This window comes from Tellurirhabdus rosea (assembly GCF_026278345.1).
Lineage (GTDB): Bacteria > Bacteroidota > Bacteroidia > Cytophagales > Spirosomataceae > Tellurirhabdus > Tellurirhabdus rosea.
On the sequence record NZ_CP111085.1, the window covers coordinates 4861349 to 4882406 of the forward strand.

General features: G+C 56.8%; 26 protein-coding genes. 11 read left to right on the forward strand and 15 right to left on the reverse strand.

Annotated features, from left to right (window positions below; translation table 11 throughout):
• Positions 1–62 precede the first annotated feature (62 nt).
• From ORG26_RS20560 to ORG26_RS20580, 5 genes are all read left to right on the forward strand, one after another.
• Entirely contained in the window at positions 63–1211 is a 1149-nt protein-coding gene (locus tag ORG26_RS20560; protein ID WP_266365153.1) for a Gfo/Idh/MocA family protein, read from the forward strand.
• A gap of 41 nt (positions 1212–1252) precedes the next feature.
• Positions 1253–1630, forward strand: a complete 378-nt coding sequence (locus ORG26_RS20565; RefSeq protein ID WP_266365154.1) for a four helix bundle protein — start codon at positions 1253–1255, stop codon at positions 1628–1630.
• 43 nt (positions 1631–1673) lie between these two features.
• Positions 1674–2726 (forward strand): sugar phosphate isomerase/epimerase family protein, encoded by a 1053-nt coding sequence (locus ORG26_RS20570; protein ID WP_266365155.1) that lies wholly within the window; start codon positions 1674–1676, stop codon positions 2724–2726.
• A gap of 181 nt (positions 2727–2907) precedes the next feature.
• Positions 2908–3042, forward strand: coding sequence for a hypothetical protein (locus ORG26_RS20575; protein WP_266365156.1), 135 nt, complete (start codon positions 2908–2910; stop codon positions 3040–3042).
• 15 nt (positions 3043–3057) lie between these two features.
• The gene (locus tag ORG26_RS20580; protein WP_266365157.1) at positions 3058–3540 is read left to right on the forward strand and encodes a heme-degrading domain-containing protein; all 483 of its coding nucleotides are present in this window, start codon (positions 3058–3060) and stop codon (positions 3538–3540) included.
• 90 nt (positions 3541–3630) lie between these two features.
• Here ORG26_RS20580 and ORG26_RS20585 read toward each other — a convergent pair whose 3' ends face one another.
• The gene (locus tag ORG26_RS20585; RefSeq protein WP_266365158.1) at positions 3631–4236 is read right to left on the reverse strand and encodes a Uma2 family endonuclease; all 606 of its coding nucleotides are present in this window, start codon (positions 4234–4236) and stop codon (positions 3631–3633) included.
• A 93-nt stretch (positions 4237–4329) separates the two neighbouring features.
• Between ORG26_RS20585 and ORG26_RS20590 the strand changes: the two genes are divergently transcribed.
• Complete coding sequence (locus ORG26_RS20590; RefSeq protein WP_266365159.1) at positions 4330–5193, forward strand: SDR family oxidoreductase; 864 nt, start codon at positions 4330–4332, stop codon at positions 5191–5193.
• Here the strand turns inward: ORG26_RS20590 and ORG26_RS20595 are convergent.
• The 3 genes from ORG26_RS20595 to ORG26_RS20605 all read right to left on the reverse strand — a co-directional run bounded on the left by ORG26_RS20595 (position 5188) and on the right by ORG26_RS20605 (position 7623).
• Positions 5188–5988, reverse strand: a complete 801-nt coding sequence (locus ORG26_RS20595) for a molybdopterin-dependent oxidoreductase (RefSeq protein WP_266365160.1) — start codon at positions 5986–5988, stop codon at positions 5188–5190. The two genes, ORG26_RS20590 and ORG26_RS20595, sit on opposite strands and share 6 nt — an antisense overlap.
• Position 5989: 1 nt before the next feature.
• Positions 5990–6691 (reverse strand): cytochrome b/b6 domain-containing protein, encoded by a 702-nt coding sequence (locus tag ORG26_RS20600; RefSeq protein ID WP_266365161.1) that lies wholly within the window; start codon positions 6689–6691, stop codon positions 5990–5992.
• A 119-nt stretch (positions 6692–6810) separates the two neighbouring features.
• Positions 6811–7623, reverse strand: a complete 813-nt coding sequence (locus tag ORG26_RS20605) for an ion transporter (protein WP_266365162.1) — start codon at positions 7621–7623, stop codon at positions 6811–6813.
• 77 nt (positions 7624–7700) lie between these two features.
• On the opposite strand from ORG26_RS20605, the gene ORG26_RS20610 reads away from it, so the two are divergent.
• The gene (locus ORG26_RS20610; RefSeq protein ID WP_266365163.1) at positions 7701–8021 is read left to right on the forward strand and encodes a DMT family transporter; all 321 of its coding nucleotides are present in this window, start codon (positions 7701–7703) and stop codon (positions 8019–8021) included.
• On the opposite strand, the gene ORG26_RS20615 is transcribed toward ORG26_RS20610, so the two are convergent.
• The 6 genes from ORG26_RS20615 to ORG26_RS20640 form a co-directional block, all read right to left on the reverse strand.
• Positions 8018–8506, reverse strand: a complete 489-nt coding sequence (locus ORG26_RS20615) for a nuclear transport factor 2 family protein (protein WP_266365164.1) — start codon at positions 8504–8506, stop codon at positions 8018–8020. The two genes, ORG26_RS20610 and ORG26_RS20615, sit on opposite strands and share 4 nt — an antisense overlap.
• A gap of 80 nt (positions 8507–8586) precedes the next feature.
• Entirely contained in the window at positions 8587–9525 is a 939-nt protein-coding gene (locus ORG26_RS20620; RefSeq protein WP_266365165.1) for a threonine ammonia-lyase, read from the reverse strand.
• 62 nt (positions 9526–9587) lie between these two features.
• Positions 9588–10496, reverse strand: coding sequence for an alpha/beta fold hydrolase (locus ORG26_RS20625; RefSeq protein WP_266365166.1), 909 nt, complete (start codon positions 10494–10496; stop codon positions 9588–9590).
• 66 nt (positions 10497–10562) lie between these two features.
• Positions 10563–10967, reverse strand: a complete 405-nt coding sequence (locus ORG26_RS20630) for a response regulator (protein WP_266365167.1) — start codon at positions 10965–10967, stop codon at positions 10563–10565.
• The gene (locus tag ORG26_RS20635) at positions 10933–12096 is read right to left on the reverse strand and encodes a sensor histidine kinase (RefSeq protein ID WP_266365168.1); all 1164 of its coding nucleotides are present in this window, start codon (positions 12094–12096) and stop codon (positions 10933–10935) included. Before ORG26_RS20635 ends, ORG26_RS20630 begins: the two co-directional genes overlap by 35 nt.
• Positions 12097–12320: 224 nt before the next feature.
• Positions 12321–13532 (reverse strand): PQQ-dependent sugar dehydrogenase, encoded by a 1212-nt coding sequence (locus ORG26_RS20640; protein ID WP_266365169.1) that lies wholly within the window; start codon positions 13530–13532, stop codon positions 12321–12323.
• Positions 13533–13768: 236 nt separating this feature from the next.
• Here ORG26_RS20640 and epsC point away from each other — a divergent pair, with 236 nt between their 5' ends.
• Entirely contained in the window at positions 13769–14590 is an 822-nt protein-coding gene (gene epsC / locus ORG26_RS20645; RefSeq protein ID WP_266365170.1) for a serine O-acetyltransferase EpsC, read from the forward strand.
• 1 nt (position 14591) lies between these two features.
• Here the strand turns inward: epsC and ORG26_RS20650 are convergent, their stop codons facing one another.
• Entirely contained in the window at positions 14592–14837 is a 246-nt protein-coding gene (locus ORG26_RS20650) for a hypothetical protein (RefSeq protein ID WP_266365172.1), read from the reverse strand.
• A 450-nt stretch (positions 14838–15287) separates the two neighbouring features.
• Between ORG26_RS20650 and ORG26_RS20655 the strand changes: the two genes are divergently transcribed.
• Together ORG26_RS20655 and ORG26_RS20660 are read left to right on the forward strand one after the other, a co-directional pair.
• Positions 15288–15683, forward strand: coding sequence for a DUF3244 domain-containing protein (locus ORG26_RS20655; protein ID WP_266365174.1), 396 nt, complete (start codon positions 15288–15290; stop codon positions 15681–15683).
• Between the two features lie 312 nt (positions 15684–15995).
• On the forward strand, positions 15996–16760 hold the full coding sequence (locus ORG26_RS20660) for an acyl-CoA desaturase (protein ID WP_266365176.1): 765 nt from the start codon (positions 15996–15998) through the stop codon (positions 16758–16760).
• A gap of 39 nt (positions 16761–16799) precedes the next feature.
• Here the strand turns inward: ORG26_RS20660 and ORG26_RS20665 are convergent, their stop codons facing one another.
• From ORG26_RS20665 to ORG26_RS20675, 3 genes are read right to left on the reverse strand one after another with little or no spacing between them, the layout of a single operon-like run.
• Positions 16800–17561: a LytR/AlgR family response regulator transcription factor gene (locus tag ORG26_RS20665; RefSeq protein ID WP_266365178.1), complete on the reverse strand. Its 762-nt coding sequence runs from the start codon at positions 17559–17561 to the stop codon at positions 16800–16802.
• Positions 17558–18559: a sensor histidine kinase gene (locus ORG26_RS20670; RefSeq protein ID WP_266365180.1), complete on the reverse strand. Its 1002-nt coding sequence runs from the start codon at positions 18557–18559 to the stop codon at positions 17558–17560. Before ORG26_RS20670 ends, ORG26_RS20665 begins: the two co-directional genes overlap by 4 nt.
• A gap of 31 nt (positions 18560–18590) precedes the next feature.
• Positions 18591–19373 (reverse strand): head GIN domain-containing protein, encoded by a 783-nt coding sequence (locus tag ORG26_RS20675; RefSeq protein ID WP_266365182.1) that lies wholly within the window; start codon positions 19371–19373, stop codon positions 18591–18593.
• Positions 19374–19572: 199 nt separating this feature from the next.
• On the opposite strand from ORG26_RS20675, the gene ORG26_RS20680 reads away from it, so the two are divergent.
• Entirely contained in the window at positions 19573–20067 is a 495-nt protein-coding gene (locus tag ORG26_RS20680) for a DUF4494 domain-containing protein (RefSeq protein ID WP_266365184.1), read from the forward strand.
• 75 nt (positions 20068–20142) lie between these two features.
• Here the strand turns inward: ORG26_RS20680 and ORG26_RS20685 are convergent, their stop codons facing one another.
• Positions 20143–21039, reverse strand: a complete 897-nt coding sequence (locus ORG26_RS20685; protein ID WP_266365186.1) for a toxin-antitoxin system YwqK family antitoxin — start codon at positions 21037–21039, stop codon at positions 20143–20145.
• Between the last annotated feature and the right edge of the window lie 19 nt (positions 21040–21058).

Sequence of the window (21058 nt, forward strand, 5' to 3'; positions counted from 1 at the left end):
CTCATTCACTCAACTACTCAAAACAATTCTTGTCTTTAGTTAAAACCATCTAAACCACTGAAATGCAGAAAATTAAAGTTGGCGTAGTGGGTACGGGCTTCATCGGGCCTGCCCATATCGAAGCCCTCCGTCGCTTGCCGAATGTTGAAGTTGCCGCCCTGTGCGAAGTGAGTCAGGAACTGGCCGAGAGCAAAGCCGCGCAGCTCGGGATCGAACGCGCCTACACGTTTGAAGAACTGCTCAAGCAGGAGGATATTCAGGCCGTACACATCTGTACGCCCAACTTCCTGCACTACAACCAGTCGAAAGCCGCGCTGGAGGCCGGGAAGCACGTCATCTGCGAAAAGCCGCTGGCCAAGGACCTGCACGAAGCCGAGGAACTGGTGCAGCTGGCCGCCAAATCCGGGCTGGTCAACGCCGTGCACTTCAACCTGCGCTACTACCCGCTGGCCCGCCAGATGAAGGTCATGCGCGAGAAGGGCGAACTGGGCGAGGTGTACAGCATCATCGGTTCGTACCTTCAGGACTGGCTGTTCTACGAAACGGACTACAACTGGCGTCTGGAACCGGACAAGTCGGGCGACTCGCGCGCGATTGCCGACATCGGTTCGCACCTGATGGACATCATCGAATACATCACGGGCCTGAAAACGGTGGCGGTGATGGCCGATTTCAACACGATTCACAAAACCCGCAAGAAGCCGCTGAAGCCGGTCGAGACGTATTCGGGCAAGATGCTGCAGCCGGAGGACTACGCCGACGTGCCCATCAACACCGAAGACCACGCCAACGTGCTGCTGCGCTTCGACAACGGCAACCGGGGCGTCATCACGGTATCGCAGGTGTCGGCGGGCCGCAAGAACCAGATGAAACTGGAAATTGCCGGTTCGAAGAAAACCTTCGCCTGGAACTCGGAGGCGCCGAACGAAATGTGGATCGGCAACCGCGACGGCTTTAACGAAAACCTGATGCGCGACCCGGCCCTGGTGCATGCCGAAGCCCGCTCGGTCATCTCGTTCCCCGGCGGCCACAACGAAGGTTTCCCCGACACCTCGAAGCAGATGTTCAAGGAGGTTTACGAGGCCATCGCCGCCGGCAAACAGCCCGAAAACCCGACCTTCCCAACCTTCGCCGACGGCTACCGCGAACTGCTCATCTGCGAAAAAATCCTGGAATCGAACAGGAAGCAGGGCTGGATTTCGATTGAGTGATTGAGCGAATGAGTGATTGAGTGTGAAATCTGTCTAAACCTATGGTACCGGTCAGAATTGACAAAGGTGAATTCGCTGATGGAGTTGAAAAGCGCCTGAAAGCGTTCATGCTGCGTTGTGTTCAGGTCTTTCGCTCACTCCCTCCCTCATTTGAAGCACAGCATTTTGGAAAACAACTCCTTCGCTGTGCTTCATCCTCTGCTGCCAATTACCGGGCCGTCCGGCGGGCGCGTAGTCAGAATGAATTTTTCGCCAAAATCAGTATTGTGGTTGAAGAATTGGATGAGGCGCTGTTTTGGCTGGAAACTCTAATTGAAACCACAATTATACCCGAAACCCGTTTGAGCGATTTGATCGATGAGGGGACACAGTTGTTAAGATTGTTGGCAAAATCCCGTAACAAGGCAAAAAATGCCTGATGCTCTCGCTCAATCGCTCAATCACTAAATCACTCAATTATCAATGAAAACAATGAAAGGCCCCGGCGTCTTTTTGGCGCAGTTTTTGGGCGACTCTGAACCCTTCAACAACCTGGAATCCATTGCCCGATACATGGCCGACCTCGGCTATAAAGGCATTCAGCTGCCGACCTGGGACCCGCGCGTCATCGACCTCAAGCAGGCGTCGGAAAGCCAGACGTACTGCGACGAACTGAAAGGAAAGCTGAGCGACATCGGCGTGGAAATCACCGAACTATCGACGCACCTGCAGGGGCAACTCGTCGCGGTTCACCCGGCTTACCGCGAGATGTTCGCCGGATTCGGTCCGGCCGAAGTCGCCAACGACCCGAAGGCGCAGCAGGAGTGGGCGACGAACCAGCTTCTGATGGCCGCCAAAGCCAGCCAAAACCTCGGCCTGACCTCGCACGTGACGTTCTCCGGCGCGCTGCTGTGGCCGTTTGTCTATCCGTGGCCGCAGCGCCCGGCGGGTCTGGTGACGACTGCTTTCCAGGAACTGGGCAACCGCTGGCTGCCGATCCTGAACGCCTTCGACGAAGCGGGTGTGGACGTGGGCTACGAACTGCACCCCGGCGAAGACCTGCACGATGGCGTGACCTTCGAAATGTTCCTGCAATACGTCAACGGCCACCCGCGCGCGGGCATCAACTACGACCCGAGCCACTTCGTGCTGCAGCAACTGGATTATCTCCAGTTCATCGACTTCTACCACGACCGGATTTACGCCTTCCACGTGAAGGACGCCGAGTTCAACCCAACGGGCAAACAGGGCGTCTATGGCGGTTACCAGGGCTGGGTCGAGCGTGCGGGCCGCTTCCGTTCGCTGGGCGACGGGCAGGTGGATTTTGCGGGCATCTTCTCCAAACTGGCACAGTACGATTACGACGGCTGGGCGGTGCTGGAATGGGAGTGCGCCATCAAGCACCCCGAACAGGGCGCGGCCGAAGGCGCTCCGTTCATTGATAACCACATCATCCGCGTCACCGAACGGGCGTTTGATGACTTTGCCGGAACGGGTGCCGACGAAGAATTCAACAAACGGGTACTCGGACTTTAAATAGCCTGCGGACCACTGACACCGAAAATATGCCGGGGATGGAAGTCTCCGGCATATTTTTCTAGCAGTCTGTAGTTTAGCGGTATACTATCCAAAACAACAAATCACGATGGCAGGTCAGGGTTCAGGCGGCAATGTAATAGCGGCCCTTTGTAGCTTTTTTATTCCGGGTTTAGGACAATTGTTGCAGGGACGTCTGGGCATGGCGATTCTGCATTTCGTGCTGGCCGGAATCCTCTGGTTTTTCCTTCTGGGCTGGGTGATTCACCTGTGGTCGATTCTGGACGCGGCCCGTTTCAAGCCCAATGTATATTAACGTCTTTCTAACCGTATGACTGATATCGAGCGGATTGCTGTTCAGGAAGAAACCCTCCAGTTTGAGCAGTTCAACGCCGACACGGCCTGGGAACTGGGCAACCGCCTGAAAAAGGAACTGGAGGCGCGACAAGCGGCGGCAGCCATCGACATCAGCCTGCACGGCCAGCCCCTGTTTTTCTTCGCTATGCCGGGCACCACGCCCGACAACGCCGACTGGATACGCCGGAAACGGAACACCACGGCCCGTTTTCACCAGAGTTCCTACGCGCTGGGTCTAAAGCTCAAGGAGCAGAACACCACACTGACCGAAAAAGTGGGCGTCGAGCATCGCGATTATGCCACGCACGGCGGCTGTTTTCCCATAAAGTTGCGGGGAGCGGGCTGCATCGGCACCATCACCGTGTCCGGTCTGCCGCAGCGGGAGGATCATAATGTGATTGTGGAGGTACTGGCGGACTGGCTGGGATATTCGGTGGATGCCCTGCGGCTGGATTGAATTGTCTTTGATTCCCACTGTTTGGACGTAGCGCCCAAACCGTTTGAACCTGCAATTGAAACCGTTCGGACCCACGGTTAAAACCGTGGGCTAGAAGGCAATTCCCTCTTCCCGGAGCAGATCGGCCAGATTGAACGTCACCTCGTCCAGAACGGGCACCGAAACGTCCCAATTATGCGTAATCCAATCGGCATTCCGGCTGGCAACCAGAACCTTGTTGGGATTGATCATAATCCAGATGACGCGCTCGACGCCGAACGCCAGCAGCCGGTCGGTTTTGTCGTGAATGTAATTCTGTTCGCGCGTAGCATACTGTTCCAAATCAATGCGAACATCGACCTCAATGGCAATTTTGGGCGGAGTCTGGAAGTAGGTGTTGGACAATGTCAGCCCCTTCTTTTCGTAAATGGCAATGTCGTTGGCGAAGTTATTTCCTTTGTCAATGTGAAGACCCGCCTCATTGGTAGCTACCAGATACTTCTTTCTGTTGATTGTGCGGCCTAAAAGCATAACAATTGCTGTAACCAGCGCCGCCTGCAACGAACTACTGCCCATGATCTCTTCGAACGTCTTTTTGCCAGACAATACTTCCTTGTAGCCCCGGTAGTAAAGGGCGCGTCCGTTGAGCGTTTCGTACACGAGATAGGAGGGAACCCGCTTTCGGCGTCTGGGGGTTTCCTGCTTGATGGTCACCATCTGATCCGGCGATAAAGTGGTAAACAATACTACCCAAACTAACCGGAAATTACAACCGGTGTTTATCTTTGGCAAAACCCTACCTCGCCTCCCATGTCCACTGTCCTTCTCGTCGGCGGCACCGGCAATCTTGGCCAAAAAGTTGCGCAGGAACTGCACCGGGCCGGGTATGCCGTCACGGCGCTCGTCCGCAATCCGCAGAAAGCGGAGAGGCTAAAGCCTTTTGTGCAGCAGTTCATCACCGGCGATGCCACGAAACCGGATGACGTCAGCGGACTTTGCGCGGGCATCGATATCGTCGTTTCGACGCTGGGCAAAAGTGTCTCCCTCAACGACCGCAGCCGGGCCGGATTCGAAGAGGTCGATTACGGGGCGAACGCGCGGCTATTGCAGGAAGCCCGGCGGCAGAACGTCCGGAAGTTTGTGTACGTCTCCGCGCTTGGGGCCGAAAACTACCCGGATCTGCGTTATTTCGCCGTCCACCACCGCTTTTCGCAGGAGATCATCGCCTCCGGTCTGGACTACAGCATCATCAAGCCGCCCGCTCTGTTCAGTGCGTTTACGGATTTGATTGATCTGGCAAAAAAAGGCATGCTGGTCACGCCGGGCGACGGCAGGCACCTCACCAATCCCATCTACGAAGGCGATCTCGCCCGCGTTATCGTGGAAAGCATCGGCCAGCCGAACAGCGTCGTCGAAGCGGGCGGGCGGCAGGTGTATTCGCGCCACCAGATCAACGAACTTATTCAGCGGCATGTCAACCCCAACGGAAAAGTTCGCCGGATTCCGCTGGGGCTGGCGAAATCCGGTTTGCCGCTGATGAAACTCATCGACCGCAATCTGTACGACAAAGGGGCCTTTTTTCTGGAAGTCCTCCAGCACGATGTAATTGCCCCGCAGCGCGGAGAAACCAGCCTGGAAACGTACCTGGACCAGAAACTCTACGCCCGGTCATAGCCCCACGTGGTAGTCGTAGCCCCGCTCGGCCCAGAAATCACGCGGTTTTTCGTCGGCGAAGAAAATCGTGCCGATGCGTTTGAGATTCTTGACGCCGTACTTGACCGGAATGATGAGCCGAAGCGGAGCGCCGTGCGGAGCCGTCAGCGGCTGGTTGTTCATCTCGTAGGCCAGCAGAGTCTGCGGGTGCAGGGCGCTGGGCATGTCGATGCCGACGTAATAGCCGTGATCGGGCGTTTCCATGCCGACGTAGCGGTACCAGTCCGCCTCGCTTTGGGCCTTCCGGCCGGTACGGGTTCCGAGGCCGTAATGGGCCACAAAGTCCGAAAGCCGCGCGCCCGCCCAGTGCTGAATTTGGCTCCAGCCTTCGATGCATTTGAATTCAAACACGATCTCGTGCCGGGGAAGCGCCCGGATGTCGTCCAGCGAAACGCTTAGTTGCGCACCCGTCGGTTGCCGGACCTGCAGCGACCAGTCCTCCGGAATGGGCGTTTTCAGACCATCCCAGCCGTTGACGCGGGGCGAGGGCACCGCCCGCTCGACCGGGAAGGTAGGCGCCATACTCGCGGGTCGAAAATAGGTTTCCGCCAGCTGCTCGTTGGCCTGCAGCACTTCGCGAAGCGGGCCCGGAATGCCGCCGCTTCGGGGCGACGTTGTCAGCCATTTCCAGACGCCGTACGGAACGGCCGCTCCCAGTCCGAAGAGCGCGAAGGCTTTCAGCGTCCGGCGGCGAATCTGCTGGTCCGGGGTTAGGGATTCTTGCGGGTCGATGGGATTGGGGGTAGTCGGCTCCATGTCAGACGGTCGGGTTGCGGTCGGTAGTTGAAATGACGGGCTGCTCGTTTTCCCTGACAACGTCAAAGCCCGTAACCATGCTTTGGAAATTGTTCCAGCCTGCCCGGATCACTTGCAGGATGTGCACGACGAAAAACAGCACATACCCGATGGTCAGGGCGAAATGCAGTAGGCGGGCCGTTTTGTAGCCGCCCAGCAAGGCCGTCAACCCGGCAAACTGGGTCGGTTTGTAAATGGCAAAGCCGGTCAGGGCCGAGCCGATACCCATCAGGACAATGGCCGTGTACGCGATTTTCTGGGCGGCGTTGTATTTGTCCGATACGGGGGCGCTTTTACGGATACCGAGGTCGTGGAGAAGAACGAGCCAGGCTTCGCGGAACGAGTGGCGGTTGGGCAGCAGGTGTCGCCATTCGCCCGAAAAAGCCGTATAGGCCACGTACAGCAGGCCGTTGACGGTAAAAAGCCACATGAAGACAAAATGCCAGGCCATGCCTTCCGCCAGCCGACGGCGGAGTTTGAGCGCATTGAAAAACCAGTTCGGGAAGAACTTGGCGAGGACCGTGTCGCCGACCTGAATCCGGTAAGCCGGGTAGGCCCAGTAGATGAGGAGTCCGCTCCAGATCATGACCGCCAGCACCGGGAAGTTGACCCAGTGAAACCAGCGAATCGCCAGCGGATGCTTGTTTTCAAGGATACGTTTCATCAGAGGAGAGGGGTTAGCAAGGGGGCGTTGAATTATGGTTTAGAGTTTATAGTTTATGGTTGCTCCGCTTTTTCCTGGCCTAGCGGAGCAACTATAAACCCTAAACTTTAAGCCAAAATTTACAACTTTTCTCCGCAATACTTGCAAAACCGGGCGTCGGGGTCGTGGCCCTGCCGCGAACAGTTGGGGCAGGCCTGGGTCGAGACGCCGCGCTGGGCCGCCCGGGCAATGCTGACGGTCACGATGCCGGTCGGCACGGCAATGATGGCGTATCCCAGAATCATGATCAGGGTGGCAATGATTTTTCCCAGCGCCGTGCTGGGTACAATGTCGCCGTAGCCGACCGTGGTCACGGTGATAACGGCCCAGTAGATGCTCAGCGGAATGCTTTCAAACCCATTTGTGCGGCCTTCGATGACATACATCAGGGAGCCGAGGGTAATGACCAGCCCCAGCAGAAACAGGAAGAAAACGATGATCTTGGCCCGACTTTCGCGCAGCGAATACATCAGCAGTTCAGCCGCGCTGGTGTATTCACCCAGCTTCAGAATCCGGAAGACGCGCATCAGCCGGAGAATCCGCACCGCCAGCAGTTCATAGCCGCCCACCGCAAACAGGCTGACGTACGTGGGCAGCAGCGCCATCAGGTCCACCAGCCCGAAAAAGCTGAAAACGTACCGGAGCGGTCGCCGGACGGCCAGCAGCCGCAGGACGTATTCAATGGAAAATATCAGGGTAAAAAACCACTCGGCCCGGAGAAAAAGCAGACCGTACCGGTGATGGAAACTCGGCACGCTTTCCAGAATTACCGTGACCACACTCAGCCCGATCAGGACCAGCAAGGCCACGTCGAAGGCCCGACCCGCCCAGGTATCGGCTTCAAAGATGATCTCATGCAGACGGTGACGGAAACGTTCGAAGCGGGAGGACATAAGCTAACTTTTCGCTCCTGATTAACTACCCACGGATGTCCGGTGTTTAACTTCGCCGCTTAACCACCCTGTTTTCCATGCCCTGGCTACTCCTAATCCTGGCCGGACTGTTTGAAGTCGGCTTCACCACCTGTCTGAAATTGTCGGATAACTTCAGAAATACCGGCTGGAGCCTGGCTTTTTTGGTTTCGATCACGCTCAGCTTTCTCCTGCTGAATAAAGCCATCCAGACCATTCCCATCGGGACCGCCTACGCCGTCTGGACCGGCATCGGAGCCGTCGGGACGGCCATTACGGGAATGCTGCTTTTCCGCGAACCCGCTGAATTCTGGCGGCTTTTCTTCATTTTCCTGCTGATCGGCTCCATCGTCGGGCTGAAGGCCGTATCGGCAAATTAGACCTGGGCTACTTTGTTGCCCATCGCCAGCCGGGCGAGGTCGGCGAGCTGCAGGTTGCCGTCCTGGAATTTGAACCGGAACGCCATTTTCGAAACCCGCCACTGGGCGTTGTTCTGCTGCAACTCAAAATCGTACGTGCCGTAGACGGTCCAGACGTTCTGCCCCGACGGGTTGGGTAAGAAATGGGCCGCCGTGCCGTTACAGAAAGCCGACGCCCGCCAGCCTTCGAGCCGGATAATCGGGTTGCTGATCTGGTGGTGCGTGGCTTCAAAACCCGGCAAAAAATTACTCCAGTTGTCGATTACCTGCTCGGGTGTTGTAGTCATGGGCGCCACGCCATTCATGGAAGAATAATCGAGCACGAACGCCTCCTGAAAACAGTCTTTCAGCGCGTTCCAGTTGCGGCTGTCGGTATAGATAAACAGGCGGTGGATGGTGTCAAGAATTGCCTGCTGGGTTTCGTAGGAAGGTGAGAACATAGCCATTGGAGTGAGGATTTGGACGACAATATAGAAAACACTTTGAGAAGCGTCTTGTTTGACGTCTTCCAATGGCTATTGTTTTATTAAAAGGGTAGCTTCCCCAGATCCACATTCCCGCCGGTCAGGATGAGGCCTAGCCGCTGCCCGGCAAAGTGGTCTTTATGCTTCAGAACAGCCGCCAGCGGCACGGCACAGGAGGGCTCGATGACGATTTTCATCCGCTCCCAGATCAGCCGCATGGCCGCCACGATTTCAGGGTCCGAGACGGTCAGGATGTCGGCCACGTGCTCCCGGATGATGGCCAGGGTCCGGTCGCTGAGTGTGGTCAGCAGGCCGTCGGCGATGGTGTTGACGAACGGGGCTTTCTCCACTTTTCCGCTCCGGAACGACAGCACGGCGTCGGCCGCACCTTCGGGTTCTCCGGCCACCACGCGCGTCTGCGGACTCAGGTAGTGAACGGCCAGAGCGGTGCCGCTCAGCAGGCCGCCGCCGCCTACCGGTGCCAGCAATACGTCGAACGGGCCGGCGTCTTCAAGCAGCTCTTTGGCGGCGGTTGCCTGTCCGGCAATTACCCGGTCGTCGTCGAAGGGGTGGACCAGTTCGGCGCCTGTCCGTTCCATAATTTTGCGGACGCCCTCTTCCCGGGCGTCCAGCGTCGGTTCGCATTCAATGACCTCGGCTCCGTAACCCCGGACGGCGTCTTTCTTCACCTGCGGAGCCGTGCGGGGCATCACGATGTATGCCCGGGTGCCCACCTGCCGGGCGGCGTAGGCAATGGCCTGGGCGTGGTTGCCGGACGAGTGGGTCGTGACCCCGTTTTTCAGCTGTTCTGCCGTAAGCTGCAGCACGGCGTTGAGGCCGCCCCGGGCTTTAAAGGCCCCGATTTTCTGAAAATTTTCGCATTTGAAATGAAGATCGGCCCTGGCGAGGGTATTGATGGTTCGGTTGGTCAGCACGGCCGTGCGGTGGATATGCGGCCGGATGCGGTCGTGAGCCGCTTCGATGTCGGTAAGCGTAATCATGAATGGGCGTTTTTTTGCAAAGTCGCAAAGAAATCGCAAAGAAGCGCAGGCAAGGCCAGAATTCAGTACGGCGCTTTGTCGGCCACGGTCGAAAGCTCCGCGCCGCCACCGGGCAGGGGCTCGTCGGTGCAGCGCAGCAGCAGTTCACGGACGAGGCTGGGGTGCGAGCTGGTAATCAGGTGACCGGCTTCGGGAAGGATAAAGAATTCGGTGTCCTTTCCGGCCAGTTGCCGACGGGCAAAGTCGAGGTTGGCCGGGTCCACAATCCAGTCTTTTCCGCCCTGTAAAATCGTCGTCGGAACGCGCAGCTGGGGCCAGTGCGGGGTTAGTTTTTTCAGCTCCTTCACGTGAGAATACTTCTCGGCCGTGGCGGTGTTGAGCTGGCGGGGCAGAAAAAGCTGGACGAGCGGGAAGCGAGCCCAGCCCGAGAACCACCAGAATTTCTCCCGGTCGGGGTCGATGGCCGGGGCTACCATGACCAGATGACGGACCTTGTCGGGGTAAAGCATCGCCAGCCGGGCGGCGATCGGAGCGCCGAACGAGCGGCCCAGCACCAGCGCCGGCCTGCCGGAACGGTTGGCCGACAACGCCAGCGCGATGGCGTGCGCCTGCCGGTCGATGGACGTGATGGTGCGGTGGCGGCGCTTGCGGGATTTGCCGTAGTTGGGCCGGTCGACGGAAATCAGGTTGTAATGGCGTTGGAGCAGGCTGTCGTCCAGCATCCGCAGATAGCCGTACCAGGCCCCCGGCGCGCCATGAATCAGCAGCAGCGGCGGCAGGGTGTCGGCCCCGACGCTGGCACAGAACAGCCGGACGCTGTCATTTTCGATCGTTACAAAACGGGGCTTTACCGGGCGGCTGGCGTAGTGAGCCGTAATCTCGCGTTCGCTCATGGCCCAGCGACGAAAACAGCCGGACAGCAGGCAGGGAAGAGCCAGCAGAAGGAAGGTTCGGTAAGGAAAACGGAACATGGTAACAGATTGTTAACCGGGAAGTTACAGATAATTCCCGATTAACAAATAGCGTTCAGCGGGAGCTTACGAAAAATAAGTCTCGACAATATTCTCCAGCATGTCCCGGGTCAGGGGTTTGTTGCGGTAACCACGGACATTGGCAAATCGGTGGGCACGCGTCTCGTCATCCGGATTGAGCGAGGTCGTCAGCATCATCAGCACCACATGGGCCCGAAGGTCCGGAGAAAGGCTTTCGTATTCCTGCAAAAACTCAAAGCCGTTCATGCCGGGCATGTTAATGTCCAGCAGAATCACATCCGGCCGGATGTAATCGGTATCCTGCTGCCTCAGGTAAGAAAGCGCCTTGATGCCGTTTTCAACCACCCGAACGTGATTGCAAAGCCCGGATTCCTCAATGATTAACTGATGCAGAAAATTGTCGTCGGGGTCGTCGTCAACCAACAGAATGCAGTTGATTTTCCTGGGCATAGTAACGTAAGGGATTTATCATTTTCGGGAGGGTGAAATAAAAGGTGCTGCCCTCACCGACAGTACTTTCGACCCAAATTTTACCCCCGTAAATCTCCACAATTTTCTTGCAGGTAGCCAGGCCGATGCCCGTGCCGGGGTATTCGCCCCGGCCATGCAGCCGCTGAAAAATGAGAAATATGCGGTCAAAATACGTCTTTTCTATACCAATCCCATTATCGCTGATGGAAAATAAATACAAACCCGCTTCGTCGCGGAAGCTCAGCTTCACCTCCGGAGCCACGCCGGGTTTGTGGTATTTGAGGGCGTTGGTGATCAGATTCTGGAACAGCCGCTTCATGTCGATCCGGTGCGCCGTAAGCTGGGGCAGCGCCGGAACGTCGATCGTAGCTTCTGTCTGCGCAATGTCGTTTTGCAGCTCGTCACAGATTTCGCTGACGAGTTCATCGAGCTGAAACGTCTCAAATTCGATGCTGTTGCCGACCCGCGAGAAATCCAGCAAATCGTTGATCAGACCCCGCATGCGCCCGGCGGCGGCCGTCGTTGTGTCGATGATGCGGTGCCCGTTTTCGTCGAGGCCCTCGCCGTATTTTGCCTCAAACAGTTTCAGGTAGTTTTCAATCGTTTTGAGCGGCGATTGCAGGTCGTGCGAGGCCACGTAGGCAAACTGCTGCAATTCCTCGTTGGAGCGGCGCAGTTCCTGTTCCACCTGCTGCCGGATGCGCAGTTCCATGTTGTATTCCTGCGAGGTCCGCAGCCCGACGGCTTCGTCGAAGTACCGGATCAGGGCAATCACGGTGGCAATCGACACCACACCGGTCAGAAACCGGATGACGGCGTTGAAGCGGTAGGCCGGCCAGTAGAACATGGTCGCATCGAGCAGGTGCGTGAAGCCGCACAACAGAATGAAAGCTCCGAAAAGCCAGAACACCCGAATCAGGGGAACGCCTTTTTTGACGATAATGAAGCGGATCAGCACCAGCGGAATAGCCATGTAGGCCGCCCAGATGGTCAGGTCCGAAAACAGGTACAGCCAGCCGTGAAAGTCGGTCCAGTTGCCGCAGTACCAGCGCGGCGGCCAGTCGCTGGTATCAAAAAGCTTACTGAAGAAGTCAACGAGTGTATTCATTCAAAAAGGGATGCCGGATTGGTCCTGGAGCGCTAATTTAATGGTATTCGGTCTAAACTTACCTTAATATTAGTATTTAGCGGGCAAAAAAATGAAGTTTGTCAATCGATTTAATAGCAAGTTAATGCATTCATAACCAGGACGGCCATCGAATTAAAACGCTATAAAAGCCGAACGGGTGACCTTAGCTAAGGCCACCCGTTCGGCGGGAAAAACTACCTGATTTATTTATTTCCGAATTTCCGGATTACTCCTCCCACGTGGTCCAGCACATAAAGTTCGCGGTTGGCATCTTCGCCAAAGGCCGAGATGTTGCCGCCGCTGCTGGTGAGGAGCTGGTTGCCGGTCGATTGTTTTCCGTTGTGGGACAGGGCCCAGACTTTGCCGCTGCCAAAATCCCCGAAGATGTATTTGCCCTGGAGGTCCGATACGCCCTTGCCCCGGTACACCACCCCGCCCGTTACCGAGTTGCCGTCGCTGCCGTGCCGGTACTGGTGAATAGGTTCAATGAGTTTCTGGCGGTCGCAGTCGGCTTTGGGGTTGAAGCAGTTGCGGGCTTCCATGATCCGCCAGCCGTAATTGCCGCCCTTGGTCACGATGTCGATTTCCTCCAGTTCGTTCTGGCCGACGTCGCCCGTCCAGAGCTGTCCGGTCTGCGGATCAAAGCTGAACCGCCAGGGGTTGCGCAGGCCGTAGGCGTAAATCTCGCCGAGCGCGTCCGACTGGTTGACAAACGGGTTGTCGGCGGGAATGCCGTAATTGCCTTTGTCGGTCTTATTAACGTCGATGCGCAGGATTTTGCCCAGGTACGTGGCCCGGTTCTGCCCGTTGTTCTGCGGGTCGTTGGCGCTGCCGCCGTCGCCGGTCGCGATGTACAACATCCCATCCGGCCCGAAGGCGACCTTGCCGCCGTTGTGATTCGAGTACGGCTGCCGGAATTTCAGCAGCACCACTTCCGAACCGGGGTCTACTTTATCGGCCGAAGCCGAACTGGCCTTGAAACGGCTGATGACCGTTTCGCGCGGGTTGTTCTTCGTGTAATTGACGAAGAAATACCCGTTTTGTCGGAAGTTCGGGTGGAAGGCCAATCCCAGCAATCCCATTTCTCCTCCTGCTTCCACCCGATCCCGAATATCCAGATAAACGCCCGCTGACTTCGCCGCCGGGTCGTTGGTGAACGAACGAATGCGCCCTGCCTGCTCCACTACAAACACCCGGTTGGTGCCATCTCCCGCATGCGTAAACTCGACCGGTTGTTCAAACGTCAGATTAGGAAACGCGTTTACAAGTTGGACAGCCGTTGGGCTGTCGGCGGCGGGTGTACCTGCTTTTTCCGCATCACGAGGCCGACAGGCCATCGACACCACGAAGGCGAAGAGAGCCGTTGCCACCAGGGAGCCCAGCAGGGCCGTTGCCGTTTTTTTTAAATAGATCATCGCAGTTCCGACGAAGTTTTCTACATTCGTACTAACAAGGGTCAGGCCATTCATGATCAGCGAACTTTTTGGTGAGGTTCTTGTTTCTGTATCAACGAATTACGCATAAGATGGGACGCCGCGCCGACGGACAGATGAAAATGTGCTGTTGTAGCAATTCCTCAAAACGGGGAGGGCAATCCACTATGTTCCCTGGACATTAACAGCCCTCCGCAGGAGGGCTTTTTTGTGACTATATGACAACGGCTGAACAACAGTACTTTTTTGAACGACTGACCACGCAAAACGCCAGTTACCGCTACCGTCTGCCTTCCAAACCGGATGTCGGACGGTTTATCGACAGCCTGATCCGGTTCCTGTTTCCCATTACGCAGGACTGTCGGCCCATCGAAGCGGGCATCGCCGAATCGTACCACGCGCTCAAGCAGCAGCTGGAGTGCCTGCTGTGTCCGCTGGGCACCAACCTGCCGGACAAAAAGGCGGAGCTGAACGAGCAGTTCTTCGATCGCCTGCCGACCATGTACGAGATGCTGCTGCTGGATGCGCAGGCCATAGCCGCCAATGATCCGGCCTCGGTAGGCGTCGAGGAAGTGTTGGCCGTCTATCCGGGCTTTTACGCCATTGCCGTTTACCGGCTGGCGCACCTGCTGACGGAACTGAATGTGCCACTGCTGCCCCGCATGATGACCGAATACGCCCACGCGCAGACGGGCATCGACATCCACCCGAACGCCCGAATCGGACAGTCGTTTTTCATTGACCACGGCACGGGCGTCGTGATCGGGGAAACGACCGTGATCGGCAACAACGTGAAGATTTATCAGGGCGTGACCTTGGGAGCTACCCACGTCACCAAGTCTATGGCGCAGAAGAAACGCCACCCGACGATTGAGGATAATGTAGTTATTTACGCCAATGCGACCATTCTGGGCGGCCGGACGGTGGTCGGCCACGATTCCATCATCGGCGGGAACGTGTGGCTGACGCAGAGCGTGGAGCCGTACTCACTGGTCTATCACCAGAGCCAGGTGGAGGTACGGTCGATGTCGGAGTCCTGACTCAGAACAGCTCCCGCAGCAGATTTCCCAGCTTCAGGGCTCCTTTTGCGGCTGGAGTGGAAGAGAGCGGACGTACGGTTCCCATCAGCATTCCGTCCGACTTTCGGTAGACGGCCATCAGGTCCGTCTGGCTCATTTTCAGCAGCGACGACTTGAACAGCAGGTGGTTGTGGGCCTCGACCAGCGAATCAAACTCTTTGGCGGTAGCGGCAAACTCCCGGAAATGAACGGCGAGGTACGTATTCATACAGATTAGCATCAACAAATTGCCCCATCAAGACGCCAAACGTCCGGACGCGTCACATTTTTATCTGTAAAAAGCATTTCCAGCGGGAGCGCTCCGTTTGCGGGCGCGTTACCAAAGTCCAGCCTCCGACTGCCATTATTTTTCTTCCAGCACAGTTACTGACCAACGGCGCTGCGTTCGTTCGGGACGTTGCGATTCGTTGAAACGCCGCAGATACCCGCGCCGAGTCCGGACAGCGGACACTTTCTGTCCGCTTCTGTACGGAAAATGTCCGGAAGCGTACATTTTTTCGGCAGACCAAAATTTCCCCGAAAGTTAACTAGCTGATATGTAAGGGATTAAGTTCTAGCATGGCGCTTTGGCACAGGCTTTGGCTATTAATTGGCAACAGTGAACAACAACAACACACGAACAGAAACAACAATTAACAACAACAAATACATGAACGCCATGAAAACCAACATCATTACCTCCGCCCTGTTTGCCGCCCTGCTGATCACCTCAACGGCCTTCGCCGGCACGGAACCGTCTGACGACAAAATTACCGCCAAGGTGGCGGCCGTTCAGGTGAGCACTTACAAAACCGTGGACAACAACATCCGGGTCAACATCGAGAAAAAAGCGTCGATCGTGGCCTCGATTCTGATCCGCGATGCCAACGGGCAGGTGGTCTACAGCCAGCACATCGGCAAGAAAACGGAGAAACTGGCCGCCAAATTCGACGTCAGCAACCTCGAAGACGGTACTTACCAAATCCAGGTGGTGTCCAAAGAAGGGACCATCTCGAAAGAAATCAATCTGAAAACGGCCACCGAACAGCCCAAGCGGCTGCTGGCGGTGAACTAAGCCGCCCAATCATTGTGCATGAGTTTTAGTGAAACGACTTATTGTTTAGGTTAAGGAAACAGGAAAGCCCTCTTCTGCATGAAAGAGGGCTTTTTTTATTACAGAAGGGGGGGACAATAGACACTGGACAATAGCCATTTGAGGGGCATTGGAGCGATTGGGGAGTGGACAGTTTCCGTGGCCAGTGTCAGGTTTTTTGTCCGCGGAGTGCTTCTCCTGCCAAAAATCAGGGGGATGGGTTGATTTTTGTCAGCCCGGAAGATGAGTCGGGTCGGTAGGTTTGTGGCGGCAAATAATTTACCGTCTCCACTAATGGCTTTAGTTCTTACTTTCTTTGCGCTGCACTGGTATCTGTCGGTGCTGATGCAGACCTTTTTTCTCCATCGCTACGCCGCTCACCAGATGTTTACCATGAATCCTTTCTGGGAAAAGGTCTTCTATATCATCACGTTCGTTTCCCAGGGGTCATCGTTTCTGAGCCCGCGCGCCTACGGCATCATGCACCGGCTGCACCACGCGTACGCCGATACCGAAAAAGACCCGCACTCGCCCGACTTCTCGGACAACCTTTTCGATATGATGTGGAAGACCAAGAGCTATTACAACGACATTGTCCACAACCGCGACACCATCGACCCGAAATTCAAAAAAGGGGTGCCGTACTGGGGGGCTATGGAAAAATTCGGCGACCTCTGGGTCGTGCGCCTCGGCTGGGGCATCCTGTACACGCTGGTGTACATCTACGCGTACCAGAACCTGGACATGCACTGGGCTTTTTTCTTCCTGCTGCCGTTCCATTACCTGATGGGCCCGGTCCACGGAGCCATCATCAACTGGTTTGCGCACAAATACGGGTACATCAACTTCAAAGTGAACGACACGGCGAAGAACCTGCTGCCTTTCGATTTTCTGATGATGGGCGAGTCGTACCACAACAACCACCACAAATTCGGCGGCCGGGCCAACTTCGGCGGGTTTCGCTGGCACGAGTTTGACCCCTGCTACCCGCTGCTGCTCCTGCTCAACGGCCTGCACGTGATCAAACTGAAGCGAAACAACGATTTGAAATACATGTAAAAAAGGCCGGTCCGTCAGTTTTCGACGGACCGGCCTTTTTTAGTGGTTGAGCCATTCCCGAAACCCGTCGGCCCGTTCGCGGCTGATGTAAATTTCCTCCTCGGCCGGGCGGTGGCGCAGCCAGAGGCGGAAGCGGCCGTTGAAATGCGGTTCGATGCGTTCAATGGCCGACAGGTGACTCAGAAATTTGCGGTTCAGGCGGAAAAACTGCCGCGGGTCGAGTTTGGCCTCCAGTTCGTCCAGCGTTTCGTCCACAATGTATTTGCGGTTCTGACTGGTTACCAGAAACACAACCTTGTCTTCGGCGTAGAGGTACACCACGTCCGCCGTATCCACGACCTCAAACCGGCCACCCTGCCGCAGCATAAACCGGTTTTTGTAAGACACCGGCCTCACGCCGTAGGCTTCCAGCACTTTGGCCAGGTCGCCGGATGAGGCCGCCACCTGCCGCACTTCCCGGTATTTGGCAATTGCCTTCCGCAGTTCGTCTTCGTCAATCGGCTTCAGCAGGTAATCCACGCTGTTTACTTTGAAAGCTTTCAGCGCGTATTCGTCGTAGGCCGTCGTAAAAATGACCGGCGTGCGGACATCGACCTGCTGAAAAATCTCGAAACTAAGGCCGTCGGCGAGCTGAATATCCAGCAGCAGCAGGTCCGGCGGCGGATTCTGGCTCCACCAGCGGACAAACGACCGCACCGTTTCGACCCGGCCGACAATCTCGGCGGCGGGTTCTATTTCCTTCAAAAGGGCTTCCAAACGTTTGACGGCCAGCGGCTCGTCTTCCACGATCACAATTTTCATAAAAGAGGCAATTTGACGGAATACGTACTTTCGGTTTGTTCCACCACGACGGGCTTGTCCGACAACTGAGCATAGCGGTTCTGCAGATTTCGCAGACCGATGCCGCTGGAGGGAACCTGGAGGCGGTTTTTGGGCTGAAAGGTATTCCGGACAATCAGGTAATCGTTTTCGGCGGCAAGTTCGGTGAGCAGGGGCTTCTCCTGCGAACATTCGTTATGCTTGATGACGTTTTCGAGCAACGTGAGCAGCCCCTGCGTCACGATCTGCCGCCGCTGGTCCGCCTCCGAGAGGTGAATGGTGTACCGGAAAGCGGTTCCGAACCGGGTCTGGTGAATGAACAGGTACGATTCGGCGATGCGGAGTTCGGTCGCCAGCTCGACCGTGTTCTGGTCCGAATGCTGGAGGCTATAGCGGAACACTTTCGACAGGCGCTCGACAAACTGCACGGCCTGGCGGCTGTCTTCCGGAATCAGCGCGCTCAGGATGTTGAGCGAGTTGAACAGAAAATGCGGATTGACCTGATTTTTCAGGGAATCGAATTCGGCTTTCAGAACGGCCCGTTTCAGGCCTTCTTCCATCAGTGTCAGGGCTTTCCAGCGCTCCACAAAGGTCCGCAGCGAGTAAACGGCCGTGACGCCCGCCGTAATGAGCACCAGCAGTCCGGCGTTCATCAGGAAGTCGTTCAGCGTCACCGGCACGCCGAACAGACCGGGAATCATGCTTGTGGCCGCGCAGCCCACTCCGGCCGCGATACCGGCGCTCAGGTAGATAGTCCGGGCTACGAGCTGCTGGGGCGTGAGGTGCTCCGCCGAACGGTTCAGCAGGTAGGTCACCGACCACGACAGCAGGATGAAAATAGTGGCGCCGATGCAGAAGGCCAGTCCCGCCAGCCGCAGCCGGAAGTCAAAAGGCAGCGGCGAATCGGCCCGCAGCAGCACCGCCGTCAGCAGGCTGCCCCCAAGCACCAGAAAGATACTTTGTCTGAGAATTGATTTCATGCGGAGTCAGTACGTTCGCGGTGGTGGCTCATTAGACACGGGTAACCGAGCTGGCCCCGGCGCTGCGGACCCGGAGGGCCGGTTCGCCCGCGCCCGGCAGGACCCGGTACTGGATGTTGCTGGCCCCCGCCGCTTCGGCAAACAGGTGCTTCTGCACGTGCAGCCGGGCGTTGCAGGCGCCGGTCAGTTCGATGTCGGCATCTTCGACGGCAAAGTCAAAGGCGTGCAGGCTGGAGGCGCCGGTCAGCTCCGCATTCAGCCGCTGGCCCTGCCCGGTGAGCGTGAGCCGGGAGGCGCCGGTGATTTCGGTCAGCAGCGTGGTGAGTTTGCCTTCGAACGAAACGCTGGAAGCGCCCGTAATTTCGAGTTCCAGCGCGCTGAGGTTGTGGAATTCCTTGAACTGCACCAGATTGGCGCCGGAGATTTCCGTCCGTTTCAGGTCCGGCGTCGTCAGGGTCAGAAACAGGCGGCAGGTGCGGTGCCAGAACTGAAAGCGCTGGCCGATTTTGAGGGTGTTGCCATACTGCCGGGTGCGCAGGGCGGCGACTGCATGGGCCGGGCCGCGGATGGTCAGTGACGGGTGTTCGCCGCTCGTGATCAGGACGTTCAGCGCCCCGCCGATGTCCAGATGGTCGAACGCCTCGACCGGGCGGTTTTCGGTAATCTCCCCGGTGCGGGCCGTGTCGGCCTGCCACCAGATGGTCGCCAGCAGCGCCACCAGCCCCACCGAAAGCAGCAGCAACTGAAAATAGTGCTGCACGGCTTCCGGAGAAACGGTGTCCATCAGCAGAAAATGCGGTAAGCTCGGATTCATATCGTTCACCATTGAGTATCGGATTGGCTGATGCAAATATGAGAATAGAGGCCGACGGAGCAAGCCGCTTTCCGACGAAGCTCCGGAATCGTCGGATGGGGCGTCGGCTGGGATAAATTACCGGCTTCCGGGCACGAACACAAAACGGCAAACGATTATCTTTACCGCCAGTATTCATTCTTCATTTTTCATTACCACCATGCCTAGCTGGTTCCAGGGAAAAATTCGTTATCAGAAAGAGGAGATTGTTACCGATAAGCGGGGCGATCAGATTAAATTGAAAACCATCAACGAGGCGTATCTGGTTGATGCCGTGTCGTACACGGATGCCGAGGCCCGGCTTTATAAAGAAATTGCGGCCAACACCCCCAACTTTTCCGTGACCACCATCTCGCCCATGCGGCTGGCCGATGTCTTCTTCTTCGAAAAAGGCGACACCTGGTACAAATGCAAGGTCGTGTACGTCACCGAAGACGACAAAGGCCGCGAAAAACGCATCGTGAACATGATGCTGGTCAACGCCGAAAACGCCAAACAGGCGTACGAACGCGTGGAGGAAAGCCTCAAAACCATGCTGATTCCGATTGAGATTACGGACGTTAACACGACCAAAATTCTGGATATTTTCCCGTATTCCGAAGAAGACAGCATTCCGGCAAACCTGCGGCCGCTGCACGAAGTCGAGAAAGACTAAAGCGCTGTCCGGCACAAAAACGCCCGGTCTGCACGACTTTACTCGTGGACCGGGCGTTTTTGTTGCCGAAAAGGCTTACCGGATTACTCCCTGAGAACCCATCGGCGACCAGATGCCGGAGCCGGACGAGAAACCGTCCATGGAGCGCATCGTGTTCGAGCGCGGGCGGCGCGTGGGGCCCTGCCAGGGTCGCGGCGTAACGGGATTGTACAGACTGACGACCCCGCGGGAAAAGACGAGCGAAACCAGCTGCTGGGTCATGAACGGCGTGCCGTCGACACTGGCCGGTTTCCAGTTGGGCATGTCCCGCAGGGCCTGGTAAATCCGACTCGGCAGGGAGGGCGTCAGCCGGGCCGGCTGCACCCGCACCACCTGACCGATTTCGTTGATGGTCAGCTGCGCGTAGAAGTACTGCGGCTGCGTGGCCGTCCGTGTGGAGTCGTTGAGGCGCGACCGCAGGTAGGCGACCATTTCGTTCTTGCCGCCCGGAAACGAGGCATCCTGATAAAACGGTTCGCAGGTCTTCTTTTCCCCGTCTTCGGTAAAGCAGGTGGACTTCCGGACCCGGCCCAGGCGGTAAAACTCGCGGCGTTTGAGCGCCCCGCTTTCGTAAAAGACCTGAAACGGACCGTTCAACTGATTGTCCTTGTAATCGCCGATGACGTAAACCTGGCCGTTGCGGTGCCAGATGCGCGAACTGCCGTGGCGTACCAACTGGGCGTCGTTGGCGCTGAAGTTCTCGTACGTGGGCCGAACGACGTAGTGATCTTCCGCAAAAATTACCCCGTCGTAATAATAGGAGCGGATGGTAGCCACCCGGTTTTTGCTGTCGTGGTAGGTTATTTCCTGATAATAATCGCTGAATTCCCGCCGGATTTTCCGGCCCTGTGCCTGTTCTCCAGCCTTCTCCTGGGCGCGGACAGAGGCCCATCCGAGGCAAAGGAATACCAGCAGAAAAGCGCGGAGGTTCATGGTCGGAGGTTGTTTAGAA